This window comes from Bradyrhizobium sp. SPXBL-04 (genome assembly GCF_051853035.1).
Taxonomy (GTDB): Bacteria; Pseudomonadota; Alphaproteobacteria; order Rhizobiales; family Xanthobacteraceae; genus Bradyrhizobium; species Bradyrhizobium zhanjiangense.
The window spans coordinates 1,794,212-1,811,935 of record NZ_CP182472.1 but is presented as its reverse complement, the minus strand read 5'-3'; the positions used below and the strand labels follow the sequence as shown (position 1 = coordinate 1,811,935).

Annotated in this window: 16 protein-coding genes and 2 pseudogenes; 14 read left to right on the top strand and 4 right to left on the bottom strand. The window is 58.3% G+C overall.

The features are described from left to right. Positions 1–7 precede the first annotated feature (7 nt). A complete protein-coding gene (sctJ, locus tag ACNJX8_RS08515; RefSeq protein WP_439360240.1) occupies positions 8–874 on the bottom strand; it encodes a type III secretion system inner membrane ring lipoprotein SctJ in 867 nt (288 codons plus the stop codon). Positions 875–883: 9 nt separating this feature from the next. Next, positions 884–1,402 (bottom strand): nodulation protein NolB, encoded by a 519-nt coding sequence (locus ACNJX8_RS08510; RefSeq protein WP_439360239.1) that lies wholly within the window; start codon positions 1,400–1,402, stop codon positions 884–886. Positions 1,403–1,576: 174 nt separating this feature from the next. Between ACNJX8_RS08510 and ACNJX8_RS08505 the strand changes: the two genes are divergently transcribed. Beyond that, a complete protein-coding gene (locus tag ACNJX8_RS08505) occupies positions 1,577–2,278 on the top strand; it encodes a secretin N-terminal domain-containing protein (RefSeq protein WP_439360238.1) in 702 nt (233 codons plus the stop codon). A gap of 417 nt (positions 2,279–2,695) precedes the next feature. Beyond that, the gene (locus tag ACNJX8_RS08500; protein WP_439360237.1) at positions 2,696–3,424 is read left to right on the top strand and encodes a hypothetical protein; all 729 of its coding nucleotides are present in this window, start codon (positions 2,696–2,698) and stop codon (positions 3,422–3,424) included. Positions 3,425–3,919: 495 nt separating this feature from the next. On the opposite strand, the pseudogene ACNJX8_RS08495 reads toward ACNJX8_RS08500, so the two are convergent. After that, positions 3,920–4,459: pseudogene (locus ACNJX8_RS08495) on the bottom strand (ribonucleotide-diphosphate reductase subunit beta). On the opposite strand from ACNJX8_RS08495, the gene ACNJX8_RS08490 reads away from it, so the two are divergent. Beyond that, positions 4,410–4,979, top strand: coding sequence for a hypothetical protein (locus tag ACNJX8_RS08490; RefSeq protein WP_439360236.1), 570 nt, complete (start codon positions 4,410–4,412; stop codon positions 4,977–4,979). The pseudogene ACNJX8_RS08495 and the gene ACNJX8_RS08490 sit on opposite strands and share 50 nt — an antisense overlap. 675 nt (positions 4,980–5,654) lie before the next feature. On the opposite strand, the gene ACNJX8_RS08485 is transcribed toward ACNJX8_RS08490, so the two are convergent. Then, positions 5,655–7,148 carry a DUF1521 domain-containing protein gene (locus tag ACNJX8_RS08485; protein WP_439360235.1) on the bottom strand — a complete coding sequence of 498 codons (1,494 nt, stop codon included), beginning with the start codon at positions 7,146–7,148 and terminating at the stop codon, positions 5,655–5,657. A gap of 788 nt (positions 7,149–7,936) precedes the next feature. On the opposite strand from ACNJX8_RS08485, the gene ACNJX8_RS08480 reads away from it, so the two are divergent. The 11 genes and pseudogenes from ACNJX8_RS08480 (at position 7,937) to ACNJX8_RS08430 (ending at position 17,541) form a co-directional block, all read left to right on the top strand. Further along, positions 7,937–8,233, top strand: coding sequence for a hypothetical protein (locus tag ACNJX8_RS08480; RefSeq protein ID WP_128943624.1), 297 nt, complete (start codon positions 7,937–7,939; stop codon positions 8,231–8,233). A 43-nt stretch (positions 8,234–8,276) separates the two neighbouring features. After that, the gene (locus ACNJX8_RS08475) at positions 8,277–8,468 is read left to right on the top strand and encodes a hypothetical protein (protein ID WP_128943623.1); all 192 of its coding nucleotides are present in this window, start codon (positions 8,277–8,279) and stop codon (positions 8,466–8,468) included. 117 nt (positions 8,469–8,585) lie between these two features. Continuing rightward, positions 8,586–9,479 (top strand): SctD/MshK family protein, encoded by an 894-nt coding sequence (locus ACNJX8_RS08470; RefSeq protein WP_439360234.1) that lies wholly within the window; start codon positions 8,586–8,588, stop codon positions 9,477–9,479. Between the two features lie 30 nt (positions 9,480–9,509). Next, the gene (locus ACNJX8_RS08465) at positions 9,510–10,043 is read left to right on the top strand and encodes a hypothetical protein (protein ID WP_128943621.1); all 534 of its coding nucleotides are present in this window, start codon (positions 9,510–9,512) and stop codon (positions 10,041–10,043) included. Positions 10,044–10,046: 3 nt separating this feature from the next. Then, positions 10,047–10,475, top strand: a complete 429-nt coding sequence (locus ACNJX8_RS08460) for a tetratricopeptide repeat protein (RefSeq protein WP_439360233.1) — start codon at positions 10,047–10,049, stop codon at positions 10,473–10,475. A gap of 9 nt (positions 10,476–10,484) precedes the next feature. Further along, positions 10,485–12,602 (top strand): type III secretion system export apparatus subunit SctV, encoded by a 2,118-nt coding sequence (gene sctV, locus ACNJX8_RS08455; RefSeq protein WP_439360232.1) that lies wholly within the window; start codon positions 10,485–10,487, stop codon positions 12,600–12,602. A gap of 217 nt (positions 12,603–12,819) precedes the next feature. Beyond that, a complete protein-coding gene (locus ACNJX8_RS08450) occupies positions 12,820–13,224 on the top strand; it encodes a tetratricopeptide repeat protein (protein ID WP_439360231.1) in 405 nt (134 codons plus the stop codon). A 17-nt stretch (positions 13,225–13,241) separates the two neighbouring features. After that, positions 13,242–13,373 (top strand): annotated as a pseudogene (locus tag ACNJX8_RS08445) (IS5/IS1182 family transposase); the annotation flags it as partial. Between the two features lie 246 nt (positions 13,374–13,619). Then, on the top strand, positions 13,620–14,330 hold the full coding sequence (locus ACNJX8_RS08440; protein ID WP_245508463.1) for a hypothetical protein: 711 nt from the start codon (positions 13,620–13,622) through the stop codon (positions 14,328–14,330). Between the two features lie 332 nt (positions 14,331–14,662). After that, positions 14,663–16,108: a M16 family metallopeptidase gene (locus ACNJX8_RS08435; RefSeq protein WP_439360230.1), complete on the top strand. Its 1,446-nt coding sequence runs from the start codon at positions 14,663–14,665 to the stop codon at positions 16,106–16,108. Between the two features lie 59 nt (positions 16,109–16,167). After that, positions 16,168–17,541: a M16 family metallopeptidase gene (locus ACNJX8_RS08430; protein WP_439361847.1), complete on the top strand. Its 1,374-nt coding sequence runs from the start codon at positions 16,168–16,170 to the stop codon at positions 17,539–17,541. Positions 17,542–17,724: the final 183 nt, after the last annotated feature.

The following is a 17,724-nucleotide window of genomic DNA, read 5'->3' as shown; positions in this document are numbered from 1 at the left end:
GTCCTGACTATGTCGCATCAGAAATCATTTTTTTGCCGGCAGCCTGCACAGCGGGCGCACTCGAACGTGTACCGAATATGGCCCATTTGCGCGATGATTGTCCGGACTGACGAAGACGGGTGCCCAGCAACACGTAAGATACGATGCCGAATGCGGCGCCGGCGCCGCCCACACCGAGTGCAAGCAACGGCACTGAACCAGATTTGGCTGTTTGAGCCGCAGCGGCCGCCGGTGCGGTCGACTGCTCGAGCGGCGTCCGCTCAACCGGCACGAAGACGACCGCGACCTTGTCGTAGGACAAACCTTCAATGCTGTTTGCGACAAGCATCTTAATTTGCGGTAGCAGCGCCGATAGCTTCGCGCTGGAGCCATGTCGGATGAAAACCGACGCAGAGGACGGGGTCGCATCTTGGCGCAGCAAATCGTTCTTCGGAAGAACGACATGGACACGAGCTGAAAGGACGCCGTCTATATCGCTGATCGTGCGCGACAATTCTTCGCTTAGAGCATAAACGTAACGGGCCCGCTCCTCGATCGGCGAGGCAACGAGGCCGGATCCTTTGAACACTTCGCCAAGATTCTTGAAGGATTGGCGCGGCAGCCCCTCGATATTCAGCAGGTCAATTGAATAGGCGAGCTGCTTTTCCTCAACCTGGATTGTACTAGTTCCGTCCTTGGCGACAACACGAACGGCATCAACACCCTTACCAAGGAGAAGCGCAAGCATCTCATTAGCCTCGCGCTCCTGAATTTTAGTGTAGAGATCAGCCTTGCAGCCGATCAGCGGAAGGAGAAGGGGCAGTGCAAAACACATGCGAAGGCGCCGCCACGATTGACGGCCGCCGCCGCTACCCGTCTGCATCACGCCACTCATCCGCCTCACTCAGCCCGCCGACAGCAGCTTGTTTAGCGACGAGCTGACGGCACTGGTACCCTTGGACACGAGGGAAACCTGAATGACGTCTCTATAGACGTCCCGCAGATTGACCATCATCGAATCGAAATCCGCTCCAACTGACTTACCCGTCGCATGTGCACCGACGTCGTCCGACTGCAAGAGCGGCCTGCTAGCCGGTCCAGGCTGCAGACCGGTCACAGCAGTCGGCAGGCCTCCGGCAGCCGGAGGAACGGCATGGCCATGGTACATAGTGGAAAGGGTGTGAAGGACGCGGTCGCCCGGCGGACTTGCCAACGTGTTCGCGCGCTGGATCTCCATTACCGGCGGAGCAACCGCCGGCCTGTCCGCGACCGGGGAGGCGGCTCCTTGACTGGAAGCTGCTTGGGCGAGAGCCTGCTCAAAGTGCGCCTGCTCGCCAGTAGCTGCCGGCGAGCAGGCATTGGAAAGACAGTCAACTGAATTGGAAGAGATCGGCATTGCGCCTAACATCATGGAAGGAGTCATTGTTCTCGCGTGATGAGACCAGGCGTTTTGACCGATAAGCGGATCAAGGTCATAGATTAGCGAGCTGACGAAAACCTGACGAAGATGCCGCTGATTGCGTCATCTAAAGATCACGTTTGCCTTCCAAGTTGGAATGAAACTCCAGTTCTTATTCTGAGTGGAAGGCGTCTGGGAATGCTCGTGCGATCTAAGATGGTGCGAATTTTAAAGAGAGCTCTCTATGTGGGGGGGTTCGTCTATCTCGGAATGATGCGGGCGTTTGGCGCATCCCTTTCACTACCCTCGACACCTTATAGCTACACCGTTCTCGATCAGGATCTTTCTGCGGCCCTTCAGGAGTTCGGCAACAATCTCAATATCAGGGTCAATGTCAGTGCCGAGGTAAGGGGCAGGATTCGCGGACGAATGCCAGACCTTCCGCCGCGAGAGTTCCTCGATCGTTTGACAGCCCTCTACAATCTTCAATGGTACTACGACGGCCTCGTCCTTTACGTCTCCGCTGCCCACGAGGCGCAAAGCCGGCTCATTGTGTTGAACCCGATCAGCTTCGATGCGTTCAAGACCGCGCTCGATGCGCTCAAAATCTCCGATGAGCGCTATATCGTGAAACCGGCTCCGGGAGAGGGCCTCGTCCTGGCTTCTGGCCCACCGCGCTTTGTTGCGTTGGTGGACCAGACGCTCAAGGGCCTTGTGGCGGAGGCACAGGCCCGGCGGGATCCCGTCGCGGCCGAAAGGCCACAACGCGATTCGGTTTTGATGTTGTTTCGCGGCTCCTCGAGCACGGTCATTCGGGACGGACGACCGGAAGGTCATTATTCTTCCGACACTCCGCATCAGGACAGCGTCGTGCGCGAAGCCGGTCCAGCTCGGAAATGATACTTGATGATGTGTCTCCGAGCGATTTGGGCGAACTGGCCTTGGCTTAATTCCATCTGATCGTCAGCTTCTCGAAAGCTAAGGTGCCCAGCATGAGCGCGCGATGTCTAGACGGCCAGCTCATGGAGACAGCCGCGGATGTATGCATTAGGCACGGGATGCTCGATCGAAAGGCGGTTAGCGCCATCTTTGAACGTAGCGCGAAGCCTTACTTCGGAGCTAGAACGGCTGAGCCTTTGCATAGCTCGAAGTGTTCCATCATTTGAAAGGAGGAACGGCGTGGATTTCCATGAAGTCGGCTCGGCGGCTACGAGCCCAGAGCCCGACACACCGCAAACGACAACGGACACCACCGGCTTTGAGCGGCAGCTAAGCAGCACACAGGCTAGTGCTCCGCCAGATGGAGCCGCTCCTCCAGTGCTGCAGGGCGAGGCTTATTCGCCATATCTGGACGCTGGCCATCCCTATTCTCCATATTTGGATGCTGGGCACCCCTATGCGCCATACCTGGATTTAGCGCACCGCTATTTACCGGACTTGGGTTGGCAGAATGATCCGTATACGCCCCCTGCGGCCGACGCCGAGCCAAAGCCGGAAAACCTCCCGCAACATCTCTCGCAGCAAACTATCGCTCAGGCCATCGAGGAACATCCTGGTTTCGATCAAGATCTGATATGGCAGAATGTGGATGTCGGGCCGTCGCATTCCGAGCAACCGCACGAGGGCGCATTGGAGCCATCGCATGCCAGACCATCGTGCGTCGCCCCTTTGCGGGCTGAGCCGTCGCACGCTGGTCCCTCTCACGTCCCACCATTGCAAGCGGGACCACCTCAAGCTGGGCCTTCCGAAGCTGCACCGCCAGAACTTTCCGAGTTCCGTATGCTGGACGGACATCTCGCCAAGGATTACTGGGTGTTCGCTCGTCAAACAGCCACAGGCGCTCAAATCGACATGCTGGAGCGCAGTGGCGTGAAGCCGAGCAAGCGCCACCCAACGCAGGTTTTCACTATGCTCGGGGTGCCTCACACAGCCGAATGGAGAGAAGAGGGGTTCATTCTGCTCACACCGTCGCTAGACCCAACTCTTTGGCCCGAAGATGTGGAGGAAGACCGACCTGCAGACCCGGAAGATCCGCCCATCCACTAGCGGCAGTAGCCGAGCCACGGCAGGTCATCTTCGAGGGCGATCTTGCCGATGGCACGAGCATCTGGTGAAGGCGATCAGGGCCGGCGGCTATTGCGCGGCCAAGCTCCTCTTTGAGGGGCATTTCATAATCGCAAAGACCTGATACGGCAGCGTCCACGCCGACCGAGTCGATAAAGCGCAAAGTACGACACAGAAGCATATGGACGCGCTGAAAAGACGACGCGCTTGCGGGGAGGAGGACAAAATCGGACTAGCGCTTCCCGACAGTCCCGCTCGGATTCTAGAAGACCGTGAGATGTTCATGTCCTCGACGACAAAGGTGAGAGTGCGTTCTGAGACAGGCGTCAGCTATCACAGCTTCGGTGGGGGTAGAATAATTTCGCGTGAGTTAGCTTCCGCAAGCATCAGCGCACTTCTGCGAAAGTACGAGCTTGACCAGGATCGCGCCTCAGCAAAGCGCTCTTGCGGTCTTCCCACGTACGGCCAAAAAGCCGCTCACCCCCCCTCTTCGCCATCCCAGCTGCCGCGACTCGCCGCCTTAGAGTACTCCGTAGCGCGCTGTTCGAAGAAATTGGCGTGCTCGACCCCATTCAGGATCTCGACCAGCCATGGCAAGGGATGCGGCCTGAGCTGGATAAACCCGCTCTCTCTGGCCTCGAAAAAGCCGAAGACCTGGGCAATTCCGAGCTGGGTCAGTCGCCAATCCGCGACATAGCGGACATAAGCGTGGATCTGCTCAGCTCGCATGCCCTCGATCTTGCCGAGGCCGAAGGCGACATCAACGAAGTTCTCCTCCAGCTTCATCTTGGTTTTGGCGACGTCGATGATGTCGTTACGGACGGAGCGCGTCACCGCTCAGGTTTCGCGATGCCATTTGTGAAACAGCTTGATGATCCCCTCGCAGTGGGGACTCTCATCGCGCACTGACCAGCTTACGATCTGCCCCATGCCATTCATCTGGTTGTGGCGCGGAAAATTGAGCAGCATGGTGAAGCTCGCGAACAACGCCATGCCTTCTGTGAAGGCGCCGAACATCGCAAGGGTGCGAGCGACGTCGGCCGAGCGTCTTGAGCAGCAACGCATAAGCGTCAATGTGGACGGTCTCCATGTTGGTGAACGCCGCCATCATCATCTGCACGGTGAGCGGTTGAAAGATCGGGATGTAGCGCTTGAGATAATTGTCGCCGACCTCGAGCCCAGTCCTTTGCATCGAAAGTCCACCAAGCAAGTCACCATCAGTGACCTAGAAATCATCGCGCACGAGACGCGACTTCGTCAGCTTCTCGCAAGCTGCCCCTGCTATCAGGAAGCAGGTGATCTCGCGGCGACGCCGCTATCTGGGTGTTACGACATGGACGCAGGCGCAGCCGATATCGCAGCAACAAGGCCAGAGGCTGGCGCCGACCCCGACACCGCAGCGAACGGCGGCGACCACTCGCCTGCAGCGTTGTTGCAGCGAGCTTTCGAGAAGGCTCTCGTTTCCGTCGCCACTCAAGTCATAAGCGACTCCCAGTCGGATATGGATGATGCCATGAGCGAGCTGGATGACGGGTGAGGCGGGATGGGGGATACATCGGGCGCGGCGTTCAAGACGAGCCCGATTGAACGAAGCAAGCGCGACTTGGTAGCTGCAGCAAGCCAGACGTGCCTTCAGCGATGCTCCAAATGGCTGGCCGAGCGGGTGCACCCGGATCTCTCGGCAAACGCTGCTGCGACTTTTCGGTCTTCCCAGGAGCAAACCTGCGCAGCAAGGCCGAAGCTGCCACCGGCAAGCACTTTGGCGCAGCACTCTCAGCCCGGCTAATGAGATAGTCGTGCAACATTTCCCTGATTCCAGCATCGATTGCGCTCGCCAGGCTGTCCCTGGCCCGATCCGCGGCTGACAGCGAGCCTGTCCGCTAGTGAGATCCCAAGGACGCACAGAACTAGGAACTTTCGTGAGCGCTAACATCGTTGGCTCTGGCGCTCAGAGCCGGAGGGCTCTCTCCTGCGTATGCAACTCGTGCGCCTCCGCCACAGCATTGAGAGATGTCGCCGGTACTTGGTCCTGAGGTCACGGCCTGCTTGTTGGCGCGGTTGGAGCCTAAGCTCCGACTGACGCGATCGTCCGACGAGAGCGGCGCTTCCGGATCCATAGGCCGCAACCTGCTATGCTCATTTTCGCTTGCCGAACATGAAAAGCGGGCGCTAGCGCCCGCCTACACGATTTGTGCAAAAGATGGATTCGACCTCACGCAACCCGCTGCAACATCATTTCGCGCATCAGAGTCTTGAAATCGGGCGGCGCGTCCGGGTTCTCATTGTGGTCGATGACCGACTGCGTCACCCTGCGTCCGGAGTTGTCAACCCACCCCTGATTCTGCTCGTGGATTGTCTGAGCTCCATCAGACGTCAGCTGATCAAGGGTTCGGCCGGCGTTGGATTGGGTCACCTTCAGATTGTTCTTTCCATCCTTCTCATCGCCGAGTCCCTCGACAACAATCGCATTGTCGCCGTTGGTGATGGTCAGCTTTGAGGAAATGGTTTTGCCTTTACCAAACTCGACCGTGTCCACGGTGATCTTTGTGCCGTCATCGAGCTCGAAGGTCATGCCTTTCTTGAAGTCGAAGTCATCCTTGCCGTCGCCATTCGCATCGACGTGAGGATCGCCGTGGATCTTCGTGACATGGCCGGTCTGATTGTTGCGAACGGTCCAGGTGCCGTCCTTCTCATCGGCCGTGATGGTATACTTATCACCAAGGTTTATCGTCGCCTTGCCGTCCTTCACCTCATGCGACCAAACTGGCGCCGGCTGAGGCGACTGCGCGGGAGCCTGAGCGACCGCAACCGGCACCATCGCAAGCGGCGGCGGCGGAGGCGGAACGAAGAAGACGGGGCTTGCAGAGCCTGACGCCGGACTTGCATACTGGTAGTTGCCGGGGCCGCGCCCCTCTTCACCCGCATCGATGCTCGCCTGATTTACCGCGCGTCCGGCGCCATCGGCCCAGCCTTGGCCGCTCTCATGGATTGTCTGAGCACCATCGGCTGTCAACTCATCAAGGGTCATGCCAGCATTGGACTGCGTCACCCTCAGGTTGTTTTTGCCATCCTTATCGTCGCCAAGCCCTTCGACAACCATCGCGTTGTGGCCGTTCGTAATCGTAAGCTTTGAGGAGATGGCCTCACCATTGCCGTAGTCGACGTTATTGACGGTAATTTTCGTGCCATCGTCGAGCTGGAACGTCATATCTTTCTTGAAATCGAAGTCGTCCTTGCCGTCGCCATCGGCATCGACGTGGGGGTCGCCATGGATCTTCGTGACATGGCCGGTCTGGTTGTTGCGAACTGTCCAGGTGCCATCCTTCTCGTCGGCCGTAATCGTATACTTGTCGCCGAGATTGATCGTGGCCTTGCCATCCTTGACCTCATGCGTCCACACCGGATCCACAGCAGGTTCAGAGCTCTGATTGGGCTGGCCCACCAGCATGGTGGGAGGAGGCGGCGCCATCATGTACGCCTGGGTAGTAACGACGGCTGGAGCGACGGCGACGGGAACGACACTTGCAACGACCGAACCGACCAGGGCTGGCGAAGCTACCGGTAGGTACTGATAGCTCGCCGGGGCATACTGCCCCAACATGGCATTGAAAGCAGGAGCGACAACCGCGCCTTCAGGCACCACTCCGTTCATCGTCGAATCGAGCGCGCCGACCACGGGAAGACCGGCCACGGGAAGATACGGCATTTAGTTCACTCCTGTTGCATAGAAGAAAGCTGTAAGACTTCAAGCGTCACGCGCTAGTCAACCGAACGCGCTCTTCAGACCTGTATGAGAACGCACCATTAGCCCACTCAAGCGCATAGATGCCTGTCGTTGCCAGCACCTGCAGCCCTGATGAAGCCCCTCCCTCCTCATCCAACTCCGCAGTTATGGCACGAGCATATCGCACGCGCATTCAACGTCAGAAACGCTACCCGCAATACCTGTCGAAAAGCTGACGACAATAGACTACTGACGTCGCACTTGCTGCGATGACATCAATCGCATGGTGCAGCGATCCATTCAGCATGGCGTAAAGCTGCTGCTTGCTGGACTCCAGGTGCGATCTGTACGCGTACTGGCCACTACACGATCAGCTTCCACAGCATCAGGGGTTCGCCAAACCTACCTCCCCTTCATCCGCCAACTGCCAAAGCTGGGGACTGGATGACTCAACCAGCCGCTACAACTCGATCGCCTTATCGACCAGTCGCGTCGCTGCACGCAACCGAAACGCCGCCGCTGGGTCCGCGAGAACGAACAATTCGCATGAACGCGCAGGCAAGCCCCGCAATGCTATCCTTTCCGACGCGCCGACCATACGCGCTAGCTGGGCGAACCGATAAGTCGAGCAAGCGCTAGGCTGCGGCAACAATCGCCTCGAACGTGTGACTCGTCAGCTTCTGGAAAGGTAGCGGCCCTAGCATGAGCACGCTGAACTCTAGGCGAGGAGTCGTCTATTGAGCGTAACAAGACGAGCATAGGAGAAACCGATGATCGGAGAAATGATCGGAAGCGCTGCCGGCGGATGGCTCGGCGGCCCCGCCGGAGCGGCGATTGGTGCCGCAGTGGGCGGGACCGTCGACAAGGTCTTTGATAAGGTCGTCCATAACCTGGAGCCCGAGAAGAGCGGCCCTGATAAGGCCGCCGAGACCAAAGACGCCGACGAAACAAGCAGCGTAAAGACTCTCGGCAAGAACCCGGAGCTGCACCTTAGCCTCAGCACGCTGGGGGGCGAGCCCATGTTTCTTTCCATTCCTGCTATCGTTTCGCCCGCCCGCGCGACGTAACAGGGCACAAGTAGCAACATACGACGAAGAAAGGTGAATCGACATGGCAGTCGATAATGTTGGCGGTAACGGTGGCGCGGCTGGCGCGCAGCAGGCCGAGGATGCTGGATTCCGGAATCAGATGGCTGAGTTCGAGCGTGTTAGCCAGAAGGTTCAGGCCCAGGCCGTGGCAATGCGCAGAATCACGACCGAGCTCTCGTCCGAGAAAAAGGTCGCCGACGAGCGCGTCCAGTAATTCTGCAAGACAAGTGGCTCACCGCGTCGCTTATCATGGCCGCGCTGTGAATGACGAACTCTGAATGAGCCGTACGGCACTGCCGTACGGCTTCTCTCGTTATTCAGGAGATTGTCCGTGACCCAATCGATTTCCCTCGACTTTGAGGTGCTGTCGGGACTCTATACCGGGCTGAGGGGCAAGGCGCCGGTCGGCGACAGCCTTATCGGCAGCGGCCTCGATGCCGATATGATCTTCGTTGAGCAAGGGCTCGCACCGTATCACCTTCGCATCATTCCACAGCGCGATTCGATCGAAGTGGAGGCACTTGCTGCTGGTATCAGCGTAGACGGTCACGAGAGTATCACCTCAGGCGAGCGCGTCAGTGTACCTCTTCCTGCGATCGTTCATGTCGGCGCGATGTCAATCCGCTGGTCGACGCAGGATTTCCCGCAAGCTGGTCCCAGCAATCGTTCACGTGGTTCGATCGTGGCACTCAGTCTCCTTTTGCTCAGCTCTGTCGCGATCGGCACCGTCTCAACTATCTTCGCCCCTACCGACAGCGCGGTGGCGCTGAGTACTGATTCGTTGCCGGTAGCCGAGGTTGCCGCCAAACCAGCCATCAATCATTATGAAGCGAGCGGCGCTGATGGAATCGCCGAATTGCTACGGCACGAGATCGAACGACGGGGCCTACTTGATATAAAAGTCGGTTCGGGCCCTGGTGTTGTGACCGCGGAAGGCACTGTCACACCTAACCTTGTCGCAAAATGGCAAGAAATTCAGCAATGGTTTGATCATCAAACCAACGGCACTCCGACCCTTGTGAATGCAGTCGCGGTCAAAGAGGAGAAGGCGCCGTCTTCAATTGCTGTCCAAGCCGTATGGCGTGGAAGCGAACCTTATCTGCTTATCGGCGGGCAGAAGTATTTCGTGGGTGCGCTATTAAGCAATGGGTGGACCGTCGATCGAATTGAGGATGGACGGGTGCTGCTCAGCCGCAACGGCCGATTTGCTGCTTTGCCATATTAGAGCCTCTCTGCAAGAAAGAAGGAGAAGTCGATGGCTAGGCTGCCCCAGCATGCTGTAGGGCCCGGCACCTCATCGCAGGGGTTAGACGCGGGCCAGAACGCACTGGCTATCGGCTCGCCCTCCTCGCAAGCCGATCTGGAAGTCGGAGTTGCTCATGCAGACGTGGGCACGAAACGGGCGTCGTGGCGAGACGCGCCCGCGCAGAATCTGCCAATCGAAGGCGCGAGCGACGCCGCTCTTGAGGTCAATTCCATCAACGCCGTCTCGGGCGTCGCTCTGTTCGAGACGGGTGCCGGGGCAAATGAGATCGACCCACGCGTAGTACTGGCTTCGCTTTATGGGTCCAATCTCTCACACGGCCTACTCTCCTTCGTCATTCCGCGTCTACGTCATCCGGACGTGCTGCGCGCGGATAAGCATGGAGTTCTTCTGGAGCGCTTAAGCCAAACGTTGGAGGCGACGCCAGACGACAAGACGGCCCGTGAGTGTCTAGCAATCCTGCAGCAGGAGCTGCGCCGACTGCTTCTGCTCCGGCAGAATCAAAACAGCATAATCAAGGGCTAATCGATGGTCGACCCTAATCGATTGCAGCATGTCCCCGCCACGCTGGCACCGGAAGCTTCCAAATCGGGCGATATCTTGTCGATCTCCGGGCCGGAGCGCGACCTGCTTTGCGCCCTCTCCTATGTCCATCTCGCGTGCGGGCAGAGTGCACAGAGTCTAGCTCTGCTAAGAATCGCCGCTCGCGAGCATTCCCAAGACGTCGATCTACTCCGCATCCTGGCCTACACTCTTATCGCGGAGGGCCTTGGCGATGAAGCGCTTGATGTGCTGGATCGGCTGGACGCGCTCGATGTGCACCCCTCTTCACGCGTGCCTATGACGCTCTTGCGTAGTCACGCATTGCGACACGCCGGCCGCATGACCGAGGCTCGTGATGTTTTCCAGCGCTATGTGTCATTGCGCACGGGCACGGCCTTCATTAAACAGCAATAGGGATCTTTCATGGCCAACGTCTTGCGTAACTTGGTCGTGCGCGCGCCGGCCCACCCGGATTTCATGGTCGCCTTGATGCTGCTTCTGGCGATCGGCATGATGATCATGCCGATCCCAATCATTGTGATCGACATGCTGATCGGCTTCAATCTCGGCTTTGCTATATTGCTGCTGATGGTTGCCCTCTATCTCAGCACGCCGCTCGATTTTTCGTCCTTGCCGGGCGTCATCCTGATCTCGACGGTTTTTCGTCTGGCGCTGACTATTGCGACAACGCGACTGATTCTTGCTGAGGGCGACGCCGGCAGCATCATCCACACCTTCGGCGATTTTGTCATATCGGGGAATATCGCTGTCGGAATTGTCATATTCCTGATCGTGACCATGGTTCAGTTCATGGTTCTTGCCAAGGGGGCCGAGCGTGTCGCAGAGGTGTCGGCCCGCTTCACACTCGACGCGCTGCCGGGCAAGCAGATGGCAATCGACGCGGAATTGCGCAACAGCCATATCGATCAACACGAAGCACGTCGCCGGCGCGCCGCGCTGGAACAAGAGAGCCAACTTCATGGCGCCATGGATGGCGCCATGAAGTTCGTGAAGGGCGACGCGATCGCCGGACTGATCGTCATTTGCATCAATATGCTCGGCGGAATCAGCATCGGTCTGCTTTCCAAGGGTATGTCGCTCGATGAAGCGCTGCATCAATACACCCTCCTCACGATTGGTGATGCACTCATTTCACAGATTCCGGCGTTGCTGCTGTCAATTACGGCCGCAACCATCGTCACGCGTGTGAACGGGCCTTCCAAGCTCAAGCTCGGCGCCGATATCGTTCACCAACTTACAGCGAGCACGCAGGCCCTTAGGTTAGCCGCCTGCGTTTTGGTATTCATGGGGCTCGTTCCAGGCTTCCCTTTGCCGCCGTTCGTCATCCTGGCTGTTCTTTTTGCTGCGGCAAGCTATGTCAAGATCGGCGCGAAAGCTGACAAGGCCGGCGTTAAGAAAGGCGCTGACGGCGCTGCTTCCGCGTCGGCTCCTGCGCCGACTCAGAAGCAAGCCGTGCATGCGGAAGCACTTCCCATCGCTTTATTTCTTGCACCGAATCTGACGCATTCGATCGACAAAGACGAGCTAGAACGGTGCATTGCGCGTGTTTCGACATTGGTATCGGCGGATCTTGGCATCACCGTTCCGCGCATCCCGGCCCAGATTGGCCAGAACTTGTCCGCGTCGCAATTCAGGGTGGATGTCGACAGTGTGCCAGTTGAACGCGATGTGATCGATCCGACGCAACTGGCGCTCAACGACGATGTGGCGAACATCGAATTGAGCGGCATCCCCTTTCGGCAAGACCCGGAGACGAATCGGGTCTGGATTGAAGAGCGGCATGCAGCCGCTCTCAAAGCAGCCGGAATCGGATATCACCGGCCGAGCGAGATTCTTGCCTTGCGTCTCCATTCCACCTTGACACGCTATGCTCAGCGCCTGGTCGGCATCCAGGAAACCCGCCAATTGCTTGCCCGGATGGAGCAGGAATACCCCGACCTGGTGAAAGAGGTGCTGCGTACGGCCACCGTCCCTCGCATCGCCGAGGTCCTGCGCCGCCTGCTCGATGAGGGCATTCCCATCCGCAACACCCGCTTGCTCCTAGAGGCGCTGGCAGAGTGGAGCGAACGCGAGCAAAACGCTGTCCTGCTCACCGAGTATGTTCGTGCTACTCTGAAGCGGCAAATCTGCTTTCGCTATGCGAATGCGCATCGTGTTGTGGCCGCCTTTATCATTGAGCGCGAGACCGAGGAAATTGTGCGAGGCGCGGTGCGCGAAACTGCTGTCGGCCCATACCTCGTTTTGGATGAATGGCAGAGCGAGAAGTTGCTTGCACAGTTCCGTCACATCCATTCGACCATCGCACAAAGCAAGAGCCAACCAGTCATTCTTGGGTCGATGGACATCCGGCGTTTTGTGCGTGGCTTTCTCACGCGCAACGGGATCGACCTGCCCGTTCTATCTTATCAAGATCTCGCTGCGGATTTCACGGTTCAACCGATTGGATCCATTAAGCTTCCAGTTTCCAAGGACAGGATTCCTTCCCCGGAACGGGGCGGGCTCCTTCCCGCTGCGAGTTGACAGTGTACTGCAGCTCGTCATGAGACAGCCTATGAGTGCAAATGAGATCAGGGGCCGCAGGTGCTTGTGCTCCATTCTTCCGAGGGCCTGGCCACCTCTACTCGCAGTGCTCGCCGTTGCGCTGCTCGCGGGTTGCGCTATCTCGGATAGATCGGGTGTTTCACCGCAGCAGACGTCCACATCAGACCTCGCAGGCAGCAAAGAGATCGACCCTGCCGTGCGCGAGCGCATTTCGCACGCGCTCGGCAGGGATCCTGATGAAGGGGCTCTGCGCGATGCATTGAAGCAACAGCCGAACAACATCGATGCGGCGATTCCTCTTGCGCGAGCCCTGCTGGTACGCAACTGTCCGAATGATGCGCTTGAGGTGCTCGACGGCGTCTTATTGGCAGCCCCTGGCGACCTGCGCGCATTGAATGCCAAAGCAGTTGTTCTCGATCACGAGGGCCGACATCAGGAGGCCCAAGAACTATACCGCCAAGCTCTCGCAGCGGACCCCGCAAACCCGATGCTGCGCAATAATTTCAAATTGTCCCTAGCCCTTGAAGGCAAGACGGAGGCAGGCAATGCCAACCCAGCACCGCAGGCGGACGGCCGGCACGCCTTGGCTCGTTCAAGATAGATCTGTTTAGCCCGTATCTCTATCGAGCCCGGAATTTGGTCGAGCGCTTCTTCACTAAGATCAAGCATTGCGGGCGCCTGGCAACGCGCTACGACAAACTCGCCGCCAATTACCTCGGGTTCGTCCAACTTGCATCAATCAGGCTATAGCTGCGCGTTAATGAGTCCACGTGCTCGCCATGACAAGTGCTCCTCGATTTGCGGCCGTGTGCATCACGAAAGGCTACTGCGCAATTCAAGGCGACGCTTCAGCCAGCCGAAAGGTCTCTGACCCATCAGCCTCCCAAACGAAGGAGGCGACGGCATCTCTTGTTTGTTTGTAGCATATGCTCTGCGAACGTACGGATTCAATGGTGCGCCGGAGCACTCGTACCGTTCGCGATTAAGGGCACTCGGATGATCACGCCGTTTCGACGGAACTGGAGTCCAAAAGAATTGTTCGATGCTCTTACGCCAGCGATGTTCGCCGCCGAGCCGTCGGCTGTCCGCGCACGTTGGAACAAATTGTGGCCTGATCTATACACGGAATATGACGCTCGGTATTTGAAACAAGAATTAGTGGCGCGAAATCTTATCGCTTCCGACGAAGCTGCCGCATTCTTCAACGCTTGGGCGATTGACGAAGAGCGCCACACCGACGGATTCATCCGAATCATTGAACTTGTCGCTAATGGATCCGAAAAGGATCTTCGGGAGAGATTGGACGCTCGATCTCATGATTTTGGTCCGATCGTTGAACACCTGAAGGACGAATTCTCCCTAATGGTTATGATCGCATTTGATGAGATGTGCACTTGTCGCGCCTATGCAGCAGAAAAGCCATTTTATGACGCCCTTGGGAACAACACGTTCCATCATTGGCTGCGGGAGGTAATTGCGGACGAGGCGGTCCACTCAATGAACGCAGTTAACGTTATCCGCGTGTGCTATCGCGACCGCATTGGCCAAGTCGGCACAATTCTGGATAACCTAATCCGCGCGACCGATAATCTACGCTATTCTGGCACCTTCGTCCTGGACTACTTCGGCGCAGTGTACTCCAAGGAGTTGCTCGCCGACTCGCGCCTCGCGACCATGAGAAATATTGCCAAGCCACTCATCGTGTAGAGCGAGATGTGTGACAGCGAGCCTGCCGAAAGTTGCACCGGCGTCATATCGCCGCTCAATCCACCATTTCTGCAAGTTTCCATTCTGTCAATCGACGCCCAAGTTGTCCTGACACGTGTACGCGACGTCGTGTTCACGACATGTCGACGGTTCACCTTTGGCCAGAATATTACGCGCCGGTTCTGTTTTGTGTCCAGTTGCGTGCGTGCGGCCGTGAGTACGCCATCCGGCGATTGGTCCGGTTTTTGCTCCGCTGTTTGCCAAAACCACGTGCGGCTCCCCGCTCTGTCGGTGCCATAAACGTGGATCAGTATGGGACGAAAGGCGATGCCATGAAGAACCGGATTTCGGTCACCGCCAAGGCGGCAGGTAGCGCCGCTAAAGCCTCCGACTCGACGGCGCGCGCCGCGCCGGCGTTCGAGCACAGAACGGATGATAGCACTGACTTATACCTTCCTGAAGAGGCTAGCGTCTTCGACACAGTTAGATCAGATCGACCAGCTAGCTTCACGCTTCAGAACGGCCTGCAGGTGGTCGTGATCCCGGATCATCGCACGCCCGTTGTGACTCAGATGATCTGGTATAAGGTCGGTTCGGCGGACGAGCCGCCCGGCAAATCGGGGCTTGCGCATTTCCTCGAACACCTGATGTTCAACGGCACCTCCACACATCCGGCGGATGAATTCTCCAAGGCCGTGCTGCGCGCCGGCGGCAATCAGAACGCCTTCACCGGATTAGACTACACAAGCTATTTCCAGCACGTGCCGCGCGAGCACCTCGGCAAGATGATGGAGTTTGAAGCCGACCGCATGACCGGTCTCATTCTCAAAGATGAGAGCGTTCTGTCCGAGCGCGACGTCGTGCTGGAGGAATTCAATATGCGCGTCGCCAACCATCCAGGTGAACGGCTCGCTGAGCAGATGATGGCGGCGCTTTACCTCAACCACCCCTACGGTCGCCCCATTATTGGGTGGCGCCAAGAAATCGAAAAGCTTACCCGAGAGGACGCGCTTACCTTCTACAAGCGCTTCTATGCACCGAACAACGCGATCCTGATTGTCGCTGGCGACGTCGCCCCCAAAGAAATCCGCTCGATGGTGAAGGAGACGTTTGGCGGCATCCCCACGCAACCATCGATTCCCCTGGAACGCCTGCGACCGCAGGAGCCGACGCCGGCCGCGCCGCGCACAGTGACCTTGGCCGATTCCCGCGTCGAGCAGCCGGCCCTGCACCGCTATTATCTCGTACCGTCGGCTCGCACCGCGGCCGCGGGCGAAGGTCCAGTGCTTGAGGTGCTCGAGCAGTTGATGGGCGGCGGCGTCAACTCATATCTCTATCGCTCGCTGGTGGTCGAAAAGCAGCTCGCCGTCACTGCCAGAGCGAGCTACCACTCTGCCGCGCTCGATCCCTTGCTATTCGAGATTTCCGCCAGACCCAAACCTGGTGTCAAACTCAGCCAGATCGAGCGCTCCATCGACGAGGTAATCGCCGACATTGCCCGTAATCCCGCGAGCACCGAAGATCTCGAGAGGGTCAAGACGCGGCTGATCGCGCAAGTAACCTACGCCCAGGACAGTCAGGAAATGCTCGCGCGCCGGTATGGCCGCGGCCTGACGACGGGACTAAGCATCGACGATATTCGAGGCTGGCCGGACGGCATCCGGGCGGTCGGTGCACAGCAGGTGAACGAGGCCGTGCGGAAATGGCTCGACAAGAAACGAGCGGTGACCGGCTATCTCATCAAAGAGTCTACGGCACAACACGGGGAGAAGCTCTAGTGGTCCATCCTTGCACACGACGTGGAATCCTCCTCGGCGAAGCCTCGCTCTCCATCGCGATGCTCGCTTCGCCAAATTCGCTTGCGACCACGAGGTCACTTGACCGGACCAGGATCAAGCGCCTGGTTTCGTCTTGCGGTATAGAAGCCTGGTTCGTGCAGGATTCCACTGTCCCATTGATCGCGATGGAATATGCCTTCACCGGCGGCGCGACTCAGGACCCCCCTCAAAAACCTGGCGTAGGCCACATGGTTTCTCGCCTGCTCAAGGAAGGTTCCGGCGACCTTGACTTCAAGACCTTTCACGAGCGGCTGGACCGTCGTGCCATTGAGCTGCGTTTTCACTTGACCCATGATCACTTCCGCGGTGCCTTGCGCACGCTTGAGGACAACGCGGACGAGGCCTTCGACCTTTTACGGATGGCGCTAACCTCGCCGCGTTTCGACGCGGCCGACGTCGAACGGATCCGTGCTACTGTGCTTGCGCGCCTTCGGCACGACTCGACCGATCCTTCGTCTCTGGCCCATCGCAAGTTCCTCGAAGTCGCCTTTAGCGATCATCCTTATGCTCGCCCAGCCGAAGGCTCGCTGGAAAGCGTGCCGAAGATTGACGTCGCGGATCTCAAGGATTATGTCCGACGCGTGATCGCAAAGGACACGCTCAAAATCGCGGTGGTCGGCGACGTCGATCCAGGGGTCCTCTGCAATCTGCTCGACAAGACCTTTGGCAGCCTGCCGAGCAACGCGGAAGCGACGCCGGTTCCCGAAATCGTCGCAGCAAAGCCGCCGCAGCGGGTCTTCATTCGGTTCGACGTGCCGCAGACAGTTGTGACTTTTGGCGGTCCAGCCGTCCGTCGCAGCGAGCCGGATTTCATGGCCGCCTATGTCGTCAACCACATCCTCGGCGGCGCCGGCCTGACGTCGCGCCTGTTCCGCGAAGTCCGCGAGAAGCGCGGACTGGCCTATTTCGTCCGCGAGCACCTTGTCTGGTTGGATCATTCAGCCATGTTTCTCGGTAATAGCGGCACCTGCGCCGATCGCGCCGGCGAAACGGTGGAAGAAATCGAGAAGCAGGTCCGCCACATCGCCAAGGAAGGACCGACTGAGCAGGAACTCGATGATGCAAAGTCCTACCTGAAAGGCTCGCAAGTGGTGGCCCTCAACACATCATCAAAGCTTGCGCGAACGCTGCTGCAGCATCAGCTTGACAAGCTGCCCATCGACTATTTCGAAAAGCACAACGCCGTGGTCGATGGGGTGACGTTGGAGGACGCCAAGAGAGCAGCGCAGCGGCTGTGGGGCGAGGGTCTGCTCACAGTTATCGTCGGCCGCTTCCCAAAGGATGCGGCGCAGCCGAGCACCATGCCATCGGGGAACACACCCCCGCCAGGCGCCGAGCAGCTAGACGCCGCTCCGACGACGCCCCCCAATTAACTTTCTAACGGCACAGGCGCTTAGCAAGCGCCTCGCTCTTGCGCGCAGAGTGCGGTTAGCCAGCCGCCTTTAGCTCGTTGGGCAGTTACCATGCGGCCGCTCGCGGCCGCTTTTGCTCATTACGCGTTGCTAAACAAGGCGGCAGTCCGGGTTGAAATCTTCAGGGTAGCCAAGACAGAGATA